Origin of the sequence: Streptomyces amritsarensis (genome assembly GCF_001953875.1) — a bacterium.
GTDB lineage: Bacteria > Actinomycetota > Actinomycetes > Streptomycetales > Streptomycetaceae > Streptomyces > Streptomyces amritsarensis.
The window spans coordinates 1-18,303 of the sequence record NZ_MQUR01000091.1 but is presented as its reverse complement, the minus strand read 5'-3'; the positions used below and the strand labels follow the sequence as shown (position 1 = coordinate 18,303).

Annotated in this window: 19 protein-coding genes; 9 read left to right on the top strand and 10 right to left on the bottom strand. The window is 71.4% G+C overall.

Annotation, left to right across the window (positions count from 1 at the left end):
* Nucleotides 1-20: 20 nt before the first annotated feature.
* The 4 genes from AVW11_RS28855 (at nt 21) to AVW11_RS28840 (ending at nt 4,347) form a co-directional block, all read left to right on the top strand.
* Nucleotides 21-1,289 carry a serine hydroxymethyltransferase gene (locus AVW11_RS28855; protein ID WP_030851346.1) on the top strand — a complete coding sequence of 423 codons (1,269 nt, stop codon included), beginning with the start codon at nt 21-23 and terminating at the stop codon, nt 1,287-1,289.
* Between the two features lie 218 nt (nt 1,290-1,507).
* A complete protein-coding gene (gene trpS, locus AVW11_RS28850; protein ID WP_030851341.1) occupies nt 1,508-2,521 on the top strand; it encodes a tryptophan--tRNA ligase in 1,014 nt (337 codons plus the stop codon).
* Nucleotides 2,522-2,618: 97 nt separating this feature from the next.
* A complete protein-coding gene (locus tag AVW11_RS28845; protein ID WP_030851338.1) occupies nt 2,619-3,224 on the top strand; it encodes a 2'-5' RNA ligase family protein in 606 nt (201 codons plus the stop codon).
* A gap of 178 nt (nt 3,225-3,402) precedes the next feature.
* The gene (locus AVW11_RS28840; protein ID WP_076046482.1) at nt 3,403-4,347 is read left to right on the top strand and encodes a YihY/virulence factor BrkB family protein; all 945 of its coding nucleotides are present in this window, start codon (nt 3,403-3,405) and stop codon (nt 4,345-4,347) included.
* Between the two features lie 117 nt (nt 4,348-4,464).
* Here AVW11_RS28840 and AVW11_RS28835 read toward each other — a convergent pair whose 3' ends face one another.
* The gene (locus AVW11_RS28835) at nt 4,465-5,715 is read right to left on the bottom strand and encodes a D-alanyl-D-alanine carboxypeptidase family protein (RefSeq protein WP_060178838.1); all 1,251 of its coding nucleotides are present in this window, start codon (nt 5,713-5,715) and stop codon (nt 4,465-4,467) included.
* A 121-nt stretch (nt 5,716-5,836) separates the two neighbouring features.
* On the opposite strand from AVW11_RS28835, the gene AVW11_RS28830 reads away from it, so the two are divergent.
* The 3 genes from AVW11_RS28830 (at nt 5,837) to AVW11_RS28820 (ending at nt 9,102) form a co-directional block, all read left to right on the top strand.
* A complete protein-coding gene (locus AVW11_RS28830) occupies nt 5,837-6,106 on the top strand; it encodes an SCO4848 family membrane protein (RefSeq protein ID WP_030851497.1) in 270 nt (89 codons plus the stop codon).
* Nucleotides 6,103-7,422, top strand: coding sequence for a metallophosphoesterase (locus AVW11_RS28825; protein WP_413081581.1), 1,320 nt, complete (start codon nt 6,103-6,105; stop codon nt 7,420-7,422). The genes AVW11_RS28830 and AVW11_RS28825 overlap by 4 nt, the downstream gene beginning before the upstream one ends.
* A 123-nt stretch (nt 7,423-7,545) precedes the next feature.
* Nucleotides 7,546-9,102 (top strand): ABC transporter substrate-binding protein, encoded by a 1,557-nt coding sequence (locus AVW11_RS28820; protein ID WP_076046481.1) that lies wholly within the window; start codon nt 7,546-7,548, stop codon nt 9,100-9,102.
* On the opposite strand, the gene AVW11_RS28815 is transcribed toward AVW11_RS28820, so the two are convergent.
* The 9 genes from AVW11_RS28815 to AVW11_RS28775 all read right to left on the bottom strand — a co-directional run bounded on the left by AVW11_RS28815 (nt 9,099) and on the right by AVW11_RS28775 (nt 15,907).
* On the bottom strand, nt 9,099-9,833 hold the full coding sequence (locus AVW11_RS28815; protein WP_051700555.1) for a TetR/AcrR family transcriptional regulator: 735 nt from the start codon (nt 9,831-9,833) through the stop codon (nt 9,099-9,101). The two genes, AVW11_RS28820 and AVW11_RS28815, sit on opposite strands and share 4 nt — an antisense overlap.
* Before the next feature lie 11 nt (nt 9,834-9,844).
* On the bottom strand, nt 9,845-10,273 hold the full coding sequence (locus AVW11_RS28810) for a thiol-disulfide oxidoreductase DCC family protein (RefSeq protein ID WP_076046480.1): 429 nt from the start codon (nt 10,271-10,273) through the stop codon (nt 9,845-9,847).
* 3 nt (nt 10,274-10,276) lie between these two features.
* Nucleotides 10,277-10,681, bottom strand: a complete 405-nt coding sequence (locus AVW11_RS28805; protein WP_060178835.1) for a hypothetical protein — start codon at nt 10,679-10,681, stop codon at nt 10,277-10,279.
* A 159-nt stretch (nt 10,682-10,840) separates the two neighbouring features.
* On the bottom strand, nt 10,841-11,392 hold the full coding sequence (locus tag AVW11_RS28800; RefSeq protein WP_030851310.1) for a hypothetical protein: 552 nt from the start codon (nt 11,390-11,392) through the stop codon (nt 10,841-10,843).
* 352 nt (nt 11,393-11,744) lie between these two features.
* Nucleotides 11,745-12,503, bottom strand: a complete 759-nt coding sequence (locus tag AVW11_RS28795; protein WP_030663937.1) for a succinate dehydrogenase iron-sulfur subunit — start codon at nt 12,501-12,503, stop codon at nt 11,745-11,747.
* Nucleotides 12,503-14,257 carry a succinate dehydrogenase flavoprotein subunit gene (gene sdhA / locus AVW11_RS28790; protein WP_060178834.1) on the bottom strand — a complete coding sequence of 585 codons (1,755 nt, stop codon included), beginning with the start codon at nt 14,255-14,257 and terminating at the stop codon, nt 12,503-12,505. Before sdhA ends, AVW11_RS28795 begins: the two co-directional genes overlap by 1 nt.
* A 23-nt stretch (nt 14,258-14,280) precedes the next feature.
* Nucleotides 14,281-14,763 carry a succinate dehydrogenase hydrophobic membrane anchor subunit gene (locus AVW11_RS28785; RefSeq protein ID WP_030663932.1) on the bottom strand — a complete coding sequence of 161 codons (483 nt, stop codon included), beginning with the start codon at nt 14,761-14,763 and terminating at the stop codon, nt 14,281-14,283.
* 5 nt (nt 14,764-14,768) lie between these two features.
* Nucleotides 14,769-15,149 carry a succinate dehydrogenase, cytochrome b556 subunit gene (gene sdhC, locus AVW11_RS28780; RefSeq protein WP_075970878.1) on the bottom strand — a complete coding sequence of 127 codons (381 nt, stop codon included), beginning with the start codon at nt 15,147-15,149 and terminating at the stop codon, nt 14,769-14,771.
* Between the two features lie 152 nt (nt 15,150-15,301).
* Nucleotides 15,302-15,907 (bottom strand): 2-oxo-4-hydroxy-4-carboxy-5-ureidoimidazoline decarboxylase, encoded by a 606-nt coding sequence (locus AVW11_RS28775; protein WP_076046479.1) that lies wholly within the window; start codon nt 15,905-15,907, stop codon nt 15,302-15,304.
* A gap of 334 nt (nt 15,908-16,241) precedes the next feature.
* Here AVW11_RS28775 and AVW11_RS28770 point away from each other — a divergent pair, with 334 nt between their 5' ends.
* Together AVW11_RS28770 and AVW11_RS28765 are read left to right on the top strand one after the other, a co-directional pair.
* Nucleotides 16,242-16,994, top strand: coding sequence for an RNA polymerase sigma factor (locus AVW11_RS28770; RefSeq protein ID WP_076046478.1), 753 nt, complete (start codon nt 16,242-16,244; stop codon nt 16,992-16,994).
* Nucleotides 16,995-17,492: 498 nt separating this feature from the next.
* Nucleotides 17,493-18,008 (top strand): hypothetical protein, encoded by a 516-nt coding sequence (locus tag AVW11_RS28765; RefSeq protein ID WP_076046477.1) that lies wholly within the window; start codon nt 17,493-17,495, stop codon nt 18,006-18,008.
* The last annotated feature ends 295 nt before the right edge of the window (nt 18,009-18,303 follow it).

Here is an 18,303-nt window from a genome sequence, read left to right as displayed (position 1 = left end):
CGACCCCGGAGGAGCCCGCCATGTCCGCGAGCCGCCATCCCGCCCTGTCCGCGACCGACCCCGAACTGGCGTCCCACGTCGCCGCGGAGGAAGTCCTCCAGGCGCAGACCCTGCGTCTGATCCCCAGCGAGAACTACGTGTCCGCGGCCGTCCTCGAGGCCTCCGGCACCGTGCTGCAGAACAAGTACAGCGAGGGCTACCCCGGCCGCCGCTACTACGAGGGCCAGCAGAACATCGACCGCGTCGAGGCCCTGGCGGTCGAGCGGGCCAAGGGCCTGTTCGGCGTGGACCACGCCAACGTGCAGCCGTACTCCGGCTCCCCGGCCAACCTGGCCGTGTACCTGGCCTTCGCGCAGCCCGGCGACACCGTCATGGGCATGGCCCTGCCGATGGGCGGCCACCTGACCCACGGCTGGGGCGTCTCGGCGACGGGGTCGTGGTTCCGCGGCGTGCAGTACGGCGTCCGCGCCGACAACGGTTTGATCGACTACGACGCGGTGCGCGAGCTGGCCCTCGCCGAGCGGCCCAAGCTGATCTTCTGCGGCGGCACCGCCCTGCCCAGGACCATCGACTTCGCCGCCTTCGCCGAGATCGCGCGCGAGGCGGGCTCCGTCCTGGTAGCGGACGTCGCCCACATCGCCGGCCTGATCGCGGGCGGCGCGCACCCGTCCCCGGCGGGGCACGTGGACGTCATCTCCACCACGACCCACAAGACCCTGCGCGGTCCGCGCGGCGCGATGCTGATGTGCCGCGAGGAGCACGCGAAGGCGATCGACAAGGCGGTCTTCCCCGGCCTGCAGGGCGGCCCGCACAACCAGACGACCGCCGGCATCGCGGTGGCGCTGCACGAGGCGGCGCAGCCGTCCTTCGTCCGGTACGCGCACGCGGTCGTCGCCAACGCCAAGGCGCTGGCCGCGGCGCTGCTGGAGCGGGGCTTCGACCTGGTCTCGGGCGGTACGGACAACCACCTGATCCTGATCGACCTGACGGGCAAGGAGGTGCCGGGCAAGGTCGCGGCCAAGGCCCTCGACCGCGCGGGGATCGTCGTGAACTACAACACGGTCCCCTTCGACCCGCGCAAGCCGTTCGATCCCTCGGGGGTGCGGATCGGTACGCCGTCGCTGACGTCGCGCGGGCTGTCCACGGAGCACATGCCGGTGGTGGCCGACTGGATCTCCCGCGGCGTGGACGCCGCCGCCAAGGGCGACGAGCAGGCCCTCGCCGTGATCCGCGCCGAGGTCGCCGACCTGATGGCCGCCTTCCCCGCCCCGGGCCTGCCGCTCGCCTGACCGCGGCCCGGCCGGCCGGGGGCGCTGCCCCCTGGCGAGGCTGAAGGATCGCCTCAATCGCCGGCGGGGCCCGGAAATTCCGGCCCCGCCGGCGATTGAGGCGCGGGGGTGGGCGGCGCCCGCCGAGCCCCGTGCGGCATGGTCGGGCCTGCAACCGACCCGGAGGGATCATGCCGAGGGCGGGCGTGGGCCCGCTCCGCACCTGAGAGAATGGGGCCATGGCTTCTGATCGTCCTCGCGCGCTCTCCGGCATCCAGCCCACCTCCGGTTCGTTCCACCTCGGGAACTACCTCGGAGCCATCCGCCAGTACGTCGCCCTCCAGGAGACGCACGACGCGTTCTACATGGTCGTCGACCTGCACGCGATCACCATGCCCCAGGATCCGAAGGACCTGCGCGCGAACACCCGCCTCTCCGCCGCGCAGCTGCTGGCCGCCGGCCTGGACCCCGAGCGCTGCACGCTCTTCGTCCAGAGCCACGTCCCCGAGCACGCGCAGCTCGGCTGGGTGATGAACTGCATCACCGGCTTCGGCGAGGCCAGCCGGATGACCCAGTTCAAGGACAAGTCCGCCAAGGGCGGCGTCAACAGCGCCAGCGTCGGCCTGTTCACGTATCCGATCCTCCAGGTCGCCGACATCCTGCTGTACCAGGCGAACGCCGTCCCGGTCGGCGAGGACCAGCGCCAGCACATCGAGCTGACCCGCGACCTCGCCGAGCGCTTCAACAGCCGGTTCGGCCCGACCTTCACGCTGCCCGCCGCGCACATCGTCAAGGAGGTCGCGAAGATCTACGACCTCCAGGACCCGGCGATCAAGATGTCGAAGTCGGCGTCGTCGCCCAAGGGCCTGATCAACCTCCTCGACGAGGCCAAGGTCACCGAGAAGAAGATCAAGAGCGCGGTCACCGACACGGAGGCCGAGATCCGGTTCGACACCGCGAACAAGCCCGGCGTCAGCAACCTGCTCACGATCTACTCCACCCTCACGGGCGAGTCGATCCCCGCCCTGGAGGAGAAGTACGCCGGCAAGGGCTACGGCGCGCTGAAGACGGACCTGGCGGGCGTGATGGTCGACTTCGTCACACCCTTCAAGCAGCGCACCCAGGAGTACCTGGACGACCCGGAGACGCTGGACTCCCTCCTGGCCAAGGGCGCGGAGAAGGCCCGCGCCGTCGCCGCGGAGACCCTCGCGCAGGCGTACGACCGCCTGGGTCTGCTGCCCGCCAAGCACTGACGAACGCAACTGCGGAAAGACCGCTCTGGCACGAAGAGGGGTCCTGGCCCCACACTGGGGCGGCAGGAGTCACCAGGGACAAGCGGAGGAGAGATACGTGGGGACCGTAACGCTCGGCGTTTCGATCGCGGTCCCGGAGCCGCACGGCAGCCGACTCCAGGAGCTGCGCGCGGGCTTCGGGGACGCCGCCGCGCACGGCATCCCCACGCACGTCACCCTCGTACCGCCGACCGAGGTGGAGGCGGACCGGCTCCCGGAGATCCGGGCCCACCTCACCGAGGTCGCCGCCCGCTTCCCGGCCTTCCCGATGCGGCTGAGCGGGACGGGGACCTTCCGGCCCGTCTCGCCGGTCGTCTTCGTGCGGATCGCCGAGGGCACCGAGGGCTGCACCCGGCTCCAGGGGGAGGTCCGCGACCCCGCCGGGCCGCTCAGCCGCGAGCTGGCCTTCCCGTACCACCCCCACGTCACCGTCGCCCACGGGATCTCCGAAGAGGCGATGGACGTGGCGTTCGCGACGCTGGCCGACTATGCCGCCGAGTGGGTCTGCGAGGGCTTCGCCCTCTACGAGCAGGGCTCCGACGGGGTCTGGCGCAAGCTGCGTGAATACCCTTTCGGGAGCGGGCCCATAGGCGTTCCGGCGCAGCCGGGCTCCCCCGTCGACCAGACCGCCGAGGCGGCGGGGACGCCCCGACGTCCTTCCTGACGGAGGGGACGAAGGGCCAGCAGGGCGGTGCGCCGGGCACGGAACCTCAGCCTTCGCAGGACCAGGGTGTGGAACGGACATCCCGTCGAGGGCGCTGGGCGAAAAGTCACAATCGACGACCGTAGTCCCTGAAAGCGACAATCCTGGCTATTTCCGGCGCCTCATTTACGGTGACCCCATGGACTGGCTGACGAAACTCCCGGTGATCGGGCCGCTGGCCGACCGTCTGATGCGGACGCACGCGTGGCGCTCGTACGAACGCCTCGACCGCGTGCACTGGACCCGGCTCGCCGCAGCCATCACCTTCATCAGCTTCCTCGCGCTCTTCCCGCTGATCACCGTGGCCGCGGCGGTCGGTGCGGCGCTGCTCAGCCCGGAGCAGCTGGACCGGCTGGAGAAGACCCTCGCCGAACAGGTCCCCGGCATCTCCGACCAGCTCGACATCAACGGGCTCGTCGCGAACGCGGCGACCATCGGCCTCGTCGCCGGCGCCCTCCTGCTCTTCACCGGCATCGGCTGGGTGGGCTCGATGCGGGACTGCCTGCGCGCGGTGTGGGACAAGGACGACGAGGACGACGGGAACCCCATCGTCCGCAAGGGCAAGGACGGGCTCGTCCTGCTCGGCCTCGGCGCGGTGGGCCTGCTCTCCGCCGCGGCCTCGATCCTCGGTTCCAGCGCGGTCGGGAAGACCGCCGTCTGGCTGGGCATCCCGCGCGAGGGCCCGGGCGGCGCGCTGCTGCGCTCCTTCGCCTTCCTGGTCGGGGTGGTGGCGGCCTTCCTGGTGCTGCTCTACCTCCTGACCCTGCTCCCCGGGGTCGAACCGCCGAAGGGCCGCCTGATCCAGGCGGCACTGATCGGCGCGGCCGGCTTCGAGCTGCTGAAGCTGCTGCTGAGCGGCTACATGCGGGAGGTCGCGGCGAAGAGCATGTACGGGGCCTTCGGCGTGCCGATCGCCCTGCTGCTCTGGATCAACTTCATGGCGAAGCTGCTGCTGTACGTCTCCGCCTGGACGGCCACCCGCGACGACGGCGCCGAAGGCGGTGCCGGCGAGGGGGCCGGGGCCGGCGCCGAGGACGCCCCGACACGCGGTGGGATGCGCGAAACCCCAGGTGAGGGTACTTAAGGACCCGTTCGGGTGAATGCACGGCTCGGCCGTGTGACGTGTGGGTAGGCCGTCCGCGAGGTTCCGTCCCCGTCGCGGACCCCGCCCGCGCGGGTCCGCGACGGCGGACGACACGGACTACACGAACTCCTCGTCACGGCCTCGGCTGCGGCGGCCGCGGGGCCAGCGGCGGTTGACCACGTAGGCGCCGCCCGCGAGGACCACGAGCGCACCGCCCGCGACGCCGAGCGCGGTGCCCATGCCGCCGCCCGGGACCAGGCCGTCCGCCGACGGGTTGTTCTCGTGCGACTGGGCCGGAGAGCCGTGGGGGGAGGTGTCCGCGCTCTTCGGCGGCACCAGCTCACCCACCGGCTTGACCTTCCCGGCCGCGGCGAAGCCCCAGTCGAAGAGCGCGGCGGTCTCCTCGTAGACCGAGTTCGCGCCGCCCGCTCCCGGGTTCATCACGGTGACCAGCAGCTTGCGGGAGCCCTGCTGCGCCGCGCCCGTGAAGGTGGAGCCGGCCATGGTCGTGGTGCCGTTCTTCACCCCGGCGATGCCCTTGTAGGGGGAGAGCCCGCCCGCGCCCGTCATCAACCGGTTGGTGTTCTGGATCTCGAAGTGGTCCCGCGGCTTCCCGGGCTCCTGCAGGCCGGGGAACTTCGCGCTCGCCGTGCCGCAGTACTCCCGGAAGTCCTGCTTCTGCAGCCCGGAGCGGGCGATCAGTGTGAGGTCGTACGCGCTCGACACCTGCTCCGGGGCGTCGTACCCGTCGGGCGACACCACGTGGGTGTCCAGCGCCTGGAGTTCCTCCGCGTGCGCCTGCATGTCCTTGACGGTCTTCTCGACACCGCCGTTCATGGCCGAGAGCACGTGCACGGCATCGTTGCCCGAGCGCAGGAACACCCCGAGCCACAGGTCGTGCACGGAGTACTCGTGGTCCTCCTTGACGCCGACCAGGCTGCTGCCGGGGCCCACGCCCTCCATGTCCTCGTCGGTGACCTTGTGCACCCGGTCCTTGGGCAGGTTCGGCAGCAGGGTGTCCGCGAAGAGCATCTTCATCGTCGAGGCGGGGGGCAGCCGCCAGTGCGCGTTGTACGCCGCCAGGACCTCGCCCGACTCGGCGTCCGCCACGATCCACGACCGGCCCGTGAGGTTCGTCGGCAGGGCGGGCGCGCCGGGCAGCAGGTTCACCTGCGTGCCCGGTTGGCCGAGCAGGGATCCGCCGACCGTGGACATCGACGCGGGCGGTGCGGGCGCCGCCGGAGCCTTGGCGGGCCGGCCCTTCCCGTCGGTCGGCGGGGTCGGCGCGGCGTGTGCGGGAGCCACCAGCACGGTGGGCACCAGCAACGCGGCGGTAAGGACCGTCAGAGCGGTCGTCTTGGCAGACACGCAGGTGAAAGTACATCCCGATGAACTGCTTGGCGTCGCGGACCGGCCATTTCGCCGCAACCACCCCCGGGACAGCCCACCCCGGCGCGTCCGTCCCGGGGACGAAACCGATACTGGGGACATGAAACTCAGCCGTGCCGCCTCCTGGTTCCTGCTCGCCTTCGGAGTGTGGACCTGGTTCATCTGGGTGTCTTTCGTCCGGAACCTGTGGAAGAACGGCAGTGGCCTGGCTTTCGACACCGCGGGCGACCCCACTGCCTACTTCTGGGTCCACCTGGCGCTCGCGGTGACGTCCTTTCTCCTGGGGACGGCCGTCGGTGTGATCGGGTTGCGCGGGGTCCTCGCCCTGCGGCGGGCGTCGCGTTCCGGCTCCGAGGGCGGTGCGGCATGACGATCGTGGTCTTCGCGCTGGTCGCGCTGGCGGTCTGCGCCCTGCTCGTCGCGGTGCACCGCTGGCTGTGGATCCGCCTGGTGAGGGACACCACCGCCCCCGGCGGCCTGCCCCGCCGCATCGGCACCGCGTCCGCCATCGCCCTGCCCCTCCTCTCCGTGGCCGCCCTCACCGCGGGCCGCGCCGGGGCGCCCTTCTGGCTTCAGCAGACGGTGTCCTGGCCGGGGTACCTGTGGCTCGCGGTGCTCCTGTACCTGACCCTGACGATGCTGGTCGCGGAGCCGATCCGCGCGCTGTTGCTCCGCCGTCTGGCCCACCGCGACCCCTCCGGCGCGGTAGCCGCACCTCCCGCGGCGCAATCCGCCTCCGGCACCGGGACGGCCGCGCACACCGAACCGCCCTCCACCGCCGGCACCGAGCCGGAGCCCGGCGCGGTGCTCGCCCCGGACGCCGAGCCCGCGCAGCCGGCCGCGGCGGCCCCGGACCGCGGGCTCAGCCGCCGCACCTTCGTCGCCCGCGCCGTGGGCGGGGCGGCCGCCGCCGTCGCGGTCGGCACCGTCGGCAACGGCGCGTACGGAGTGCTGCGCGGGCCGAGCGTGCGGCGCGTCCGGGTTCCCCTGGCCAAACTGCCGCGCGCGGCGCACGGCTTCCGGATCGCCGTCGTCAGCGACGTCCACCTCGGCCCGGTGCTCGGCCGCGCCCACGCCCAGCGCATCGTCGACACGGTCAACCGCACCCAGCCCGACCTCATCGCCATCGTCGGCGACCTCGTCGACGGCAGCGTCCCCGACCTCGGTTCCGCGGCCGAGCCGCTGCGCGGGCTGACCGCCCGCCACGGCTCCTTCTTCGTCACCGGCAACCACGAGTACTTCTCCGGCGCCGAGCAGTGGATCGAGCACGTCCGCGAACTCGGCCTGACCCCGCTGGAGAACGCCCGCCGCGCCCTGCCGCACTTCGACCTCGCCGGCGTCAACGACATCCAGGGGGAGCGGGAGGGCAGCGGCCCCGACTTCCGGGCGGCCCTCGGCGACCGCGACCGGTCGCGGGCCGCCGTCCTCCTCGCCCACCAGCCGGTGGTCGTCCACGACGCCGTCAAGCACGGCGTCGACCTCCAGCTCTCCGGCCACACCCACGGCGGCCAGCTCTGGCCCGGCGAGTACCTCGCCGAGCTCGCCAACCCCACCGTCGCCGGCCTGGAGCGCTACGGCGACACCCAGCTCTACGTCTCCCGCGGGGCGGGCGCCTGGGGACCGCCGGTCCGGGTGGGCGCGCCGTCCGACATCACCGTCGTCGAACTCGCCTCATACCAGGCCTGACCCGCCCCAACCGCCGGTCGGCCGCCCCCGAAACGATCTTCCGGTGGCTGATATTCCGTGATGGGATATCCGGTAATCGGACGGCGGATCGCTGTCTCCGGGACAAGGGGTGGGGTTCACGGGATGCGGTCTGTCCGCTGGAAGATCATCGCGGCCGGGCTGGTCCTCGGCACGGCCGGCGTCGCCGCCTGGCAGCTGCTGCCGCAGGACGCCGAGAGCCGCGGCCCGATCCGCGTCGGGACCAGCGACGTCGTGTCGTCCCTGGACCCGGCGGGGGCGTACGACGCGGGCTCCTGGGCCCTGTTCAGCAACGTCTACCAGTCACTGCTGACCATGAAGCCCGGCTCGGACACCCCCGTGCCGGACGCCGCGTCCTCCTGCGGGTTCGTGGGCCAGAAGCTCACCGTCTACCGGTGCGAGCTCCGTCCGGACGTGACGTTCGGCGGCGGCCGCCCGATCACCGCCGAGGACGTCAAGCACTCCTTCGACCGCATCAAGGCGATCAACTCCGACCAGGGGCCGGCCCCCCTCCTCAACACCCTGGCGTCGGTCAAGGCCGAGGGCCGTACGGTCACCTTCACGCTGTCCGCGGGCGACGCCACCTTCCCCTTCAAGATCGCTACGGGTGCCGGCTCGATCGTCGACAAGGACAAGTACCCGGCCACGTCGCTGCGCGAGGACGGCAAGGTCGACGGCTCGGGCCCGTACACGCTGGGCGCCTACAAGGCCGGCGCGAGCGCCGAGCTGAAGCCGAACGCCTCCTACAAGGGGCAGGGCAGACCCGCCCGGGCCGCCGTCACGGTCAGGTACTTCAAGGACTCCGGGCAGCTCGACCAGGCCTGGAACGGCCGCCAGATCGAGGTCGCCCACCGGGAGATGCCCCCGGCGGTGCTCGCCGGCCTCAACCCGGGCATGAAGGACACCCGGTACCAGGCCTCCGGCGGCAGCGAGATCCGCTCGATCGTCTTCAACGTCCGCCCCGGCTCCGCCGCCGCCCCGCTCGCGGTCCGCCAGGCCGTCGCCGCCGTCCTGGACCGCGCGAAGGTCGCCGGCGACGTCTACCGGGGTACCGTGACCCCGCTGTACTCCCTGGTCCCGGCGGGCATCGCCGGCCACAGCACGCCGTTCTTCGACGCCTACCCCGCACCCAACGGGGCCACCGCCAAGAAGCTCCTCAAGGACGCCGGGATCAACGGCCCCGTGCAGCTCAGGCTCGGCGTGAACGTGCGCGGCGCGAACCTGTCCGAGGCCGAGGAGATCAAGCGGCAGCTGGAGGCCACCGGCCTCTTCCAGGTGACCCTCAAGCCCGTGGAGCAGTGGAAGGAATTCCAGAAGGGCTACGCGGCGGGCGAGTTCGACGCCTACACGATCGGGTGGATCGCGGACTTCCCGGACGCGGACAACTTCCTCGCCCCGCTCGTCGGCGCCGACTCCTCCATGAACAACGGCTTCTCGGACAAGCACGTCGACGAGCTGATCACCCGCACCCAGTCCCACTCGGAGCGCTCCGAGGCCGCCGCCGAGTTCCGGGACCTGCAGAAGGCGGTGGCCCAGCAGGCCCCGATGGTGCCGATCTGGCAGAAGAAGGACTACGTGATGTCCCGCGAGGCCGTCACCGGCGCCCAGAACCTCTCCGACGGCACCGGTGTCTGGCGGCTCTGGGAACTCAACTGGCTCTAGCTGGTGCTGTGTCCGGGGTGCGGGTCCGAGGCCTTGCGCCGGCCCGCCGCCGTCTGGGCCATGCCCGGCAGGAAGTCCGCGAACAGTTCGTGGACTTCGCGCACCAGCGGCCGCAGCACCCGGAAGCGGGCCAGCACGATGCCCCGCGTCGTGAGCTGCGCGCCGCGCTCGGCGAGCCGCCGCGACTTCTCGCTGTCCGGGGAGCGGTCGAAGACCCAGTAGAGCACCAGGCCCATCTGCGAGAGCCACATCAGCTCAGGCAGTACGTCGGCCAGCTCGGCCGGCACCTTGGTCTTCGCTCCGGCCAGCACCTCGCGGTGGATGTCGATCGCGGCCTTGCGGGCCGGCTCGGACTCCGGTGAGAAGGGGCTGAGCGGGCTCTCGGGGTCCGCCGCGTTCTTGAAGAACTGGGAGGCGAACTCGTGGTACGGGGCGCCGATGTCCAGCCAACTGGTCAGCACGCCCGCGAGCCGCTTCTGCAGATCGGTCTCGTTGTCCAGGATGGGCCGGACCGCCGCCTGGTGGGCGGCGCTGATCCGGTCGTAGAACCCCTGGACCAGGTGTTCCTTCGACTCGAAGTAGTAGTAGGCGTTGCCGACCGAGACACCTGCTTCCTTCGCGATGCCCCGCATGGTCGTCTTGTCGAAGCCGCGCTCCTGGAAGAGGCGGAGCGCGGTTTCGAGGATGAGCGTGCGGGTCTGCTCGCTCTTGGGAGCCTTCTGATCAGTCACGGTGTATGAGCCTATCGGGGCACGGAGCACTGGTCGTCACAGGCCGGTCCCTCGGCGGCCCCGGGCTGCCCCTCGGTGCGTACGGCCTGCCGCCAGGCCGAGGCCGTGAACATGGCGGCCCGGGCGAACGGGCGGCCGGCCGGCGTCGCCAGCCAGTTCGCCTTCGGCCGGTGTTCCGCCAGTGCCCACAGGCACACGATGAAGGCGTCGGTCCCGGTCCACACCTGCCCGGAGTCCCCGACGACGGTGATCTCCCGGAGCGTCGAGGCGTGGTCGAGCCGCGGGAACCGCCGCCGCGCCTCCCAGGACGCGGCGGGAACCAGGGCCATCGGGACGAGCCGGCGCTGCGCCAGCAGCCAGTGGCGGATGTGCACGCAGAGCGGGCAGTCGGCGTCGTAGAGGACGGTCAGCCCGCGCACGGCCCCGGTCGTGGGTGCCATGGCTCAGGCCCCCAGCGGCGCGGTCCACCCCTGCGGGGGCAGCGGCGGCGTCTGCTGGCGCTCCATGATCCCGCGGCGGCGCATCCTGTTGAGCACCCACACGTTGCCGAGGTGCATGACGCCCAGGACCAGCAGGACGACGCCGAGCTTGACCGAGAGCGCCTCGAAGAGCGCGCGGGCGGTGTCGACCTCCTCGCTCGAGCGCAGGTAGAGGGTCACGAAACCGATGTTGACGAGGTAGAAGCCGACCACGAGGAGCTGGTTGACGGCGTCCGCGAGCTTCTCGTTGCCGTGGAGGACGTCGCCGATGAAGGCCCGGCCGTTGCGGCTGAGCGTGCGGGCCACCCAGACGGTGAGACCGATGCTGATGAGCAGGTAGATGACGTATGCGACCACGGTGAGGTCCATCGTCCCAGCCCCCTTTGAACGTGTTCAAATGCTGACGTGGATGACTCTAGAGCGTTTTTTGAACAAGTTCAAGCGACTGGTTGTGTCCGCGACGGCGCCCCGGAACGCACGCGGGCCCCGGCCGTTCGGCCGGGGCCCGTCTCGCGTCGTGCCGGATCCTCAGATGCTCAGCGCACGCGCGTGATTGAGCTGCGACATCACCCAGTGGTAGGTGTTCGCGTCCACCGCCGGGATCATCGTGGAGTGGTGGCGGCCGCCACTGGTCACCGTGACCTGGATGTAGCCGGTCGTGGTCTTCTCCTTCATCAGGAGGAAGAGCAGGCCGAGCAGGCAGAACAGGAAGAAGACGATCGCCAGCACGATCGCGTGGGGCGGGATCTTCTCCTCGGTGCGCGAGAAGTCCGTCGCGTTCCACATCGCGCCCCTGAGCGGCATGGGGCCCGACGGGGTCATGATCTGGTCACCGGCGATGGTGATGTCGCCGAGGGCGAAACCTGCGCCGCCGACCGGGGCGCCGGGGTGGCCGCCGGGGACTGGCATGCCCGCGCCGCCGATGGTCGGCTGGTAGGCCGGGGCCGCCGGGTAGGGCTGGGGGTACCCGTAACTGGCCTCACCGGGCCCCCACTTGTAGTCGCCCTGGCCGGGCGCGCCGGGCGGGCCGCCCTGACCGGCGGGGTCGCTCGTGTACGGGTTCGGCTGCTGCTCACTCATACGGCCGATCCTTCCACAGGCACCCCCGCCCTGTATCCCGGGTACCGCAGCTCGGTGTCCCCCTCAGGAGGGCGTCGTCCGGCGGCCGTTCGACGTGCGTCCGCGCCGGCGCCCTCCTTCCGGCCCGCCGGAGACGGGAGTTGACGACGGTGCGGCGGCGGCATGCGCCGGACCGGGCGCGGACCGGAGAAGATCCGCCGGCCCTGGGCCGAAGCCCCGCCCGGCCCTGACGCCCCCCGGCGGCCGGGCGGGGCACTCGGCCGAGCCGCCGCGGAGGTCGGCCACGCACGAGGGCCCCGCACCCGGAAGAACCGGGGACGGGGCCCTCGTACCGGCAGGGACCGGAAGAAGGTCAGAAGCGGCGCGTGATCAGCGCACGCTTGACTTCCTGGATCGCCTTGGTGACCTCGATGCCGCGCGGGCACGCGTCGGTGCAGTTGAAGGTCGTGCGGCAGCGCCACACGCCGTCCTTGTCGTTCAGGATCTCCAGCCGCTGCTCGCCGGCCTCGTCACGCGAGTCGAAGATGAAGCGGTGCGCGTTGACGATCGCCGCCGGGCCGAAGTACTGGCCGTCGTTCCAGAACACCGGGCACGAGGACGTGCACGCGGCGCACAGGATGCACTTGGTGGTGTCGTCGAAGCGCTCGCGGTCCTCGGCGGACTGCAGGCGCTCGCGCGTCGGCTCGTTGCCCTTGGTGACCAGGAACGGCATGACGTCCCGGTACGCCTGGAAGAAGGGCTCCATGTCGACCACGAGGTCCTTCATCACCGTGAGGCCCTTGATGGCCTCGACGGTGATCGGCTTCTCGGGGTTGATGTCCTTGATCAGCGTCTTGCAGGCGAGCCTGTTCTTGCCGTTGATCCGCATCGCGTCCGAGCCGCAGATGCCGTGCGCGCACGAGCGGCGGAAGGTGAGCGTGCCGTCCAGGTCCCACTTGATCTTGTGGAGACCGTCGAGCACGCGCTCCTTCGGGTCGATCTCGATCTGGAAGTCCTGCCACTGCGACTCGTCCGAGATCTCGGGGTTGAAGCGGCGGATCCGGAAGGTGACCGTGATGTACGGGGAGGCCGCGGCCGCCTCTTCCATCTTGTCCAGGGTGGGGGTAGCCATCAGTACTTACGCTCCATCGGCTGGTAGCGGGTCGTGACGACCGGCTTGTAGTCGAGCCGGACCGAGTCCGAGCCGTCGGCTCCGACCTCGCGGTACGCCATGGTGTGGCGCATGAAGTTGACGTCGTCGCGGTTGGGGTAGTCCTCGCGGTAGTGACCGCCGCGGGACTCCTTGCGCGCCAGGGCGGACACGGCCATGACCTCGGCCAGGTCGAGCAGGTTGCCCAGCTCGATGGCCTCCAGCAGGTCCGTGTTGAAGCGCTTGCCCTTGTCCTGGACGGACACGTTCTTGTAGCGCTCGCGCAGCTCCGCGATCTTCTCCACCGCGGTCTTGATGGTCTGCTCCGTGCGGAACACCATCACGTTCGCGTCCATCGTCTCCTGGAGCTCCAGGCGCAGGTCGGCGACCCGCTCCTTGCCCGTGGAGTTGCGCAGGTGCTCGACCAGGTCGGCCACCTGCTGCGCCGGGTTCTCGGGGAGCTCGACGAAGTCGTTCTCCTGCGAGTACTTGGCGGCGGCGATGCCGGAGCGCTTGCCGAAGACGTTGATGTCCAGCAGCGAGTTGGTGCCCAGGCGGTTCGCGCCGTGCACCGACACGCACGCGACCTCGCCGGCCGCGTACAGGCCCGGGACGACGGTGGTGTTGTCCGCCAGGACCTCACCCTCGACGTTCGTCGGGATGCCGCCCATGGCGTAGTGCGCGGTGGGCTGGATCGGGATCGGGTCCGTGTACGGCTCGATGCCCAGGTAGGTGCGCGCGAACTCGGTGATGTCCGGGAGCTTCGCGTCGAGCTGCTCCGGCGGCAGGTGGGTGAGGTCCAGGTACACGTGGTCACCGGCCGGACCGCAGCCGCGGCCCTCACGGATCTCGGTGTAGATGGAGCGCGAGACGACGTCACGGGACGCGAGGTCCTTCATGACCGGCGCGTACTTCTCCATGAAGCGCTCGCCGTCCTTGTTGCGCAGGATGCCGCCCTCACCGCGGGCGCCCTCCGTCAGCAGGATGCCCATGCGCCAGATGCCCGTCGGGTGGAACTGGAAGAACTCCATGTCCTCCAGCGGCAGGCCGCGGCGGTAGCAGGCCGCCTGGCCGTCACCCGTGAGGGTGTGCGCGTTGGAGGTCACCTTGAAGAACTTGCCGGTGCCGCCCGAGGCGTAGATGACGGCCTTGGCCTGGAACACGTGGATCTCGCCGGTGGCGAGCTCGTACGCGACCACACCGGCCGACTTCTTGACGCCGTCCTCCTCGACCAGGAGCTGGTCCAGGACGTAGAACTCGTTGAAGAACTCCACGCCCTCCTTGACGCAGTTCTGGTACAGCGTCTGGAGGATCATGTGACCGGTGCGGTCCGCGGCGTAGCAGGACCGGCGGACCGGCGCCTCGCCGTGGTTGCGGGAGTGGCCGCCGAAGCGGCGCTGGTCGATGGTGCCGTCCGGGGTGCGGTTGAACGGCAGGCCCATCTTCTCCAGGTCGAGGACCGCGTCGATGGCCTCCTTCGCCAGGATCTCGGCGGCGTCCTGGTCGACCAGGTAGTCACCGCCCTTGACCGTGTCGAAGGTGTGCCACTCCCAGTTGTCCTCCTCCACGTTGGCCAGCGCGGCGGCCATGCCGCCCTGCGCGGCGCCCGTGTGGGAGCGGGTGGGGTAGAGCTTCGTCAGCACCGCGGTGCGGCTGCGCTTCGTCGCCTCGATGGCGGCGCGCATGCCGGCGCCACCCGCGCCGACGATGACGGTGTCGTACTTGTGGATCTTCATTGGTTTCGCCTCAGCCCCGTTGCCTAGCGGATGTTCGGGTCGAAGGTGAAGATCACCAGCGTGCCCAGAAGGATGGTGAACACCGTGGCGGTGTAGAGCAGGCCCTTCAGCCACAGCCGCGTGTTGGCACGCTCCGCGTAGTCGTTGATGACGGTACGCAGGCCGTTGGCGCCGTGCAGCATGGCCAGCCACAGCATCAGCAGGTCCCAGACCTGCCAGAACGGGGACGCCCAGCGGCCGGCCACGAAGGCGAAGCCGATCTTGGAGACGCCGCCGTCGAGCACCAGCTGGATCAGCAGGTGGCCGATGACGAGGACGACGAGCACGATGCCCGAGAGGCGCATGAAGAGCCACGCGACCATCTCGAAGTTGCCGCGCGTCGAGCGGGGCGTCTTGCCCGTGCGCTTGCGCGGGGCCTCGATGTACGGCGCGGGGTTGTCGACGTCGTAGAGGGAAACACCCTCCACGTCGCCGATGACCTTGGCGGAAGAAGTGTCAGAGGACATGCGCGTCACTTCCCGAACAGTTCGAGGTAGGCGTGGCCGAGCACGGGGTAGAGAGCCCCGACCATCAGCACGACCCAGATGCCCACGACCCACCAGAGCATCGTCTTCTGGTGGCGCGGGCCCTTGGACCAGAAGTCCACGGCGATGACACGGAGACCGTTGAGCGCGTGGAAGAGGATGGCGGCGACGAGGCCGTACTCCAGCAGCGCGACGATCGGGGTCTTGTAGGTAGCCACGACATCGTCGTACGCCTCGGGGGAGACGCGGACGAGAGCGGTGTCGAGGACGTGTACGAACAGGAAGAAGAAGATGAGGACGCCGGTGACTCGATGAGCCACCCAGGACCACATTCCTTCCCGGCCGCGGTACAACGTTCCAGCCGGCACGGAAAACCCTCCGGAAGCGGGGCGGGGGCCAGCCGGCTTCTTTGTCGGTCGGGCCCGGCCGGGTACGGTCCACCGGCCCCGGACATCGTAGCGACGAGTTGTCGGTTCCCTCGCGCGGGGTCCGGCTGTGTGATCAAACAGGCACGTACGGGCTATCCCACAGGGGCGAATAGCCCGATTTCGGCCACCGATGCCCCCTCGGAGCGGGTCAGCCAGCGCGTCAGGTCCAGCACCCGGGACTGCGCGACACGCCGCAGCTCGTCCGCGGAGATCGAGCGCTCCTCGTCCACCTCGTGCCCCATCCTGCGGCGGATCGCCCCCAGCAGCTGGTCGGCCTGCTCCTCCGGCGGGTGTCCGTCCAGGCAGATCACGAAGGCGTGCCCGAACTTCCGTTCGTACTCCGCGTGGGCCGCGTCGAGCGCCAGCAGCGCGGCGTACGGCGCCCCGTGGTCCAGCTCCGCCGAGTGCTCCGCGGCCAGCGCCTCGGACAGGTCGGCCTGCGAGAGGTCGTACGAGGCCTCGTCCGCGGCGGCGAGCAGGGCTCCGACGTCGGGGTACGGGCGGTGCGCCGCCACCCGGTGGGCCCAGCGGCGGCTTCCGCAGCAGTGCAGCAGCACGGCCCGCGAGGCCTCGGGGGACAGGGCGTTGAACCGCGCCAGTCCGGGGCCGTGGGAGGGGTCGGAGCAGCCGCGGGCCTGTGCCGGAAGGTGGCTGGACAGCGGGGGGCTCCTCGGGGCGTGGCGCGGGTGTCCCGCCACGCTATCGACGCGGGGCGGGGTGTGTCGTAACCCATGCGGGGATTTCACCCGGAAGAGAGCCGGAAGGATGACGTGAGCGCGACGGGCAGGCATGGTGGGATGCCCGAAAGGGGGAGGGCGACCGAGGCCGCCACCCCCCACAGGAGAGGCCCCGGCCGCCATCCGTCACGGGCTCGTGCGACAAGCCCGTACCCCTGTCAGCGCCGCGGGTGCGTTTTGTGTCACACCTCGCTCCGCGCAGGACTGGTTGCACGTTGTATCACTCGTGGACGCGGGGTGCTTGAAAGCCGTAACGTGCTGATTTGCGCCACACGTACAGGACAGGTTGGGGACTTTGCTGGGGGACGACGCGGAGCTGACCGCCGCGGTGCTCGCGGCACAGGGCGGCGACGAGAACGCGTTCCGTGCTGTGTACCGCGCCGTGCACCCACGCCTGCTCGGATACGTACGCACGCTCGTCGGGGACGGCGATGCCGAGGACGTGACCTCCGAGGCCTGGCTGCAGATAGCCCGCGACCTCGACTCCTTCACCGGTGACGCCGACCGCTTCCGCGGCTGGGCGGCCCGCATCGCCCGCAACCGGGCCCTCGACCACATACGCATGCGGGGCCGCCGCCCCGCCATCGGCGGGGACGACACCGAGCTGACGAGCTGGGCTGCCGAGTGCGACACCGCCGGCGCGGCGATGGAGTCCCTCGACACCGGGCGCACCATGGCGCTCATCGCCCAGCTGCCCCAGGACCAGGCCGAGGCCGTCGTCCTGCGGGTCGTCGTCGGCCTGGACGCCAAGAGCGCGGCCGAGACCCTGGGCAAGCGGCCCGGAGCCGTCCGCACCGCCGCCCACCGCGGCCTGAAGAAACTGGCGGAGCTGCTCGCCGCGCAGGGCGCGGACGGCGCCTTCGAGGCAGGTCAGGGCACCGGCTCCAGGGCGGGCGCCGCGGTCGGCCATAATGCCGATGGCCATGCGTGGGACGGCGGGGGCGGGAGGGATCTCGATGCCGTACCCGCACAGCGTGGCCGGGGCGGCAGCTACGCGGAAAAAACCGGTGTGACGCATTCACGTTGGCGGACGCAGAAGGACATGTGATGGCCGACGAGCGCGACAGGTGGCTGGACGAGGCCGCGGCGGAAGCATTCCTGCGCGGCGGACCGACGGAACCTGTGGGGCCCGCCGCCGACGCGCGTGCCGCGATGGAGGCCGCCCGGCTGCGGGCCGCCCTGGACGCCCTGGCCGCGGTGGCGGCGGCGCCCAGCGGTAGGGAACTGCCCGGTGAGGCAGCGGCGGTGGACGCCTACCGCGCGGCGCGCGGCGCCGCGCGCCCCGCCGCCGTGCCGTCCGGGGCCCTCGGATCCCCCGAACCCCTGGTCGACCTCGGCCGGGTGCTCCCCGCGCCCGTACCCGCCCGCCGGCGCGCCCGGACGGTGAGCTTCGGACTGGCCGCGGCCCTCGCGAGCGTCGCCGCCGGCGGACTGGCCGCCGCGGCGGGCGCCGGGCTGCTGGACCGGTCCCGGCACGACACCGCGGGACCCGGACCGGCGATGTCCGTCAGCGCCGGCGAGAGCCCGGTCCCGGACGCGGGCGGCAGTGCCCCGCCCGTCACCCCCAAGCTGCTGCCCACCCCGCTGCCGGACGGCTCGCACGGGGCGTCGGCCCCGGCGGTGCCGTCGCCGAGCGCGGACGGGCGTACGGCGCCCGGGACCGCGGCGGGCCGGCACCTCCTCGGGCACCTCGACGGCCGGCGGCTCGGGCAAGCACACCCCCGACGACCGGAGCGGCCCGGGCGACAGCGAAGGCAGCCGGGACAACCTGGGCACCGGGGAACTCGGCAAGGACCGCCAGCGCGAGCTGGACAGCCGGCTCAAGGCCGACCTCTGCGAGGAGTACCGCAAGGGCCGGCTCGACGACGACCGGCGCGAGCGGCTTTCGCGGCTGGCCGACGGGCTCCTGCGGATACCGGCCTACTGCGCCTCGGTGCTGGAGGGGGACTCCGGCGGCACCACGCGCCGCGACTCCCCGCTCGGGGGCGGCGGGACGCTCAGGGCGCCCAGCCTGACGCCCGCCGTTCCGGAGGGCTCCGCACCCCTGCGCGCCGGTCGCTGACACCTGCGCCGACCCGCCTGTAACACTTTTCGAACCGGCGGCGCAGTACGTAGCGAGCCGACTGGTCATCGGCCGCGCATGAGCCGGGGTTCCCCCCGTACCCCTGGGCTCTGCGCAACCGGCGCGGGCGGGGCACGTTCCCCCGGCCCTGCCCGCGCCCATTACTTCCGACCCGTTCGACGGGACGGCCGCTCAACGCGACAGGCCGCCCCTTTCGCAGCACGCAGGCGCGGCGTGCTGCGAAAGGGGCGGCCTGTCGCGTTCCACCGGCTCGGGTCCGGCTGCGCGGTCGGGG

Coding starts and splice junctions, on each gene's coding strand:
- AVW11_RS28855 (WP_030851346.1), top strand. CDS start 21: ATGTCCGCGAGCCGCCATCCCGCCCTGTCCGCGACCGACCCCGAACTG.
- trpS (WP_030851341.1), top strand. CDS start 1,508: ATGGCTTCTGATCGTCCTCGCGCGCTCTCCGGCATCCAGCCCACCTCC.
- AVW11_RS28840 (WP_076046482.1), top strand. CDS start 3,403: ATGGACTGGCTGACGAAACTCCCGGTGATCGGGCCGCTGGCCGACCGT.
- AVW11_RS28830 (WP_030851497.1), top strand. CDS start 5,837: ATGAAACTCAGCCGTGCCGCCTCCTGGTTCCTGCTCGCCTTCGGAGTG.
- AVW11_RS28825 (WP_413081581.1), top strand. CDS start 6,103: ATGACGATCGTGGTCTTCGCGCTGGTCGCGCTGGCGGTCTGCGCCCTG.
- AVW11_RS28820 (WP_076046481.1), top strand. CDS start 7,546: ATGCGGTCTGTCCGCTGGAAGATCATCGCGGCCGGGCTGGTCCTCGGC.
- AVW11_RS28810 (WP_076046480.1), bottom strand. CDS start 10,273: ATGGCACCCACGACCGGGGCCGTGCGCGGGCTGACCGTCCTCTACGAC.
- AVW11_RS28805 (WP_060178835.1), bottom strand. CDS start 10,681: ATGGACCTCACCGTGGTCGCATACGTCATCTACCTGCTCATCAGCATC.
- AVW11_RS28800 (WP_030851310.1), bottom strand. CDS start 11,392: ATGAGTGAGCAGCAGCCGAACCCGTACACGAGCGACCCCGCCGGTCAG.
- AVW11_RS28795 (WP_030663937.1), bottom strand. CDS start 12,503: ATGGCTACCCCCACCCTGGACAAGATGGAAGAGGCGGCCGCGGCCTCC.
- sdhA (WP_060178834.1), bottom strand. CDS start 14,257: ATGAAGATCCACAAGTACGACACCGTCATCGTCGGCGCGGGTGGCGCC.
- AVW11_RS28785 (WP_030663932.1), bottom strand. CDS start 14,763: ATGTCCTCTGACACTTCTTCCGCCAAGGTCATCGGCGACGTGGAGGGT.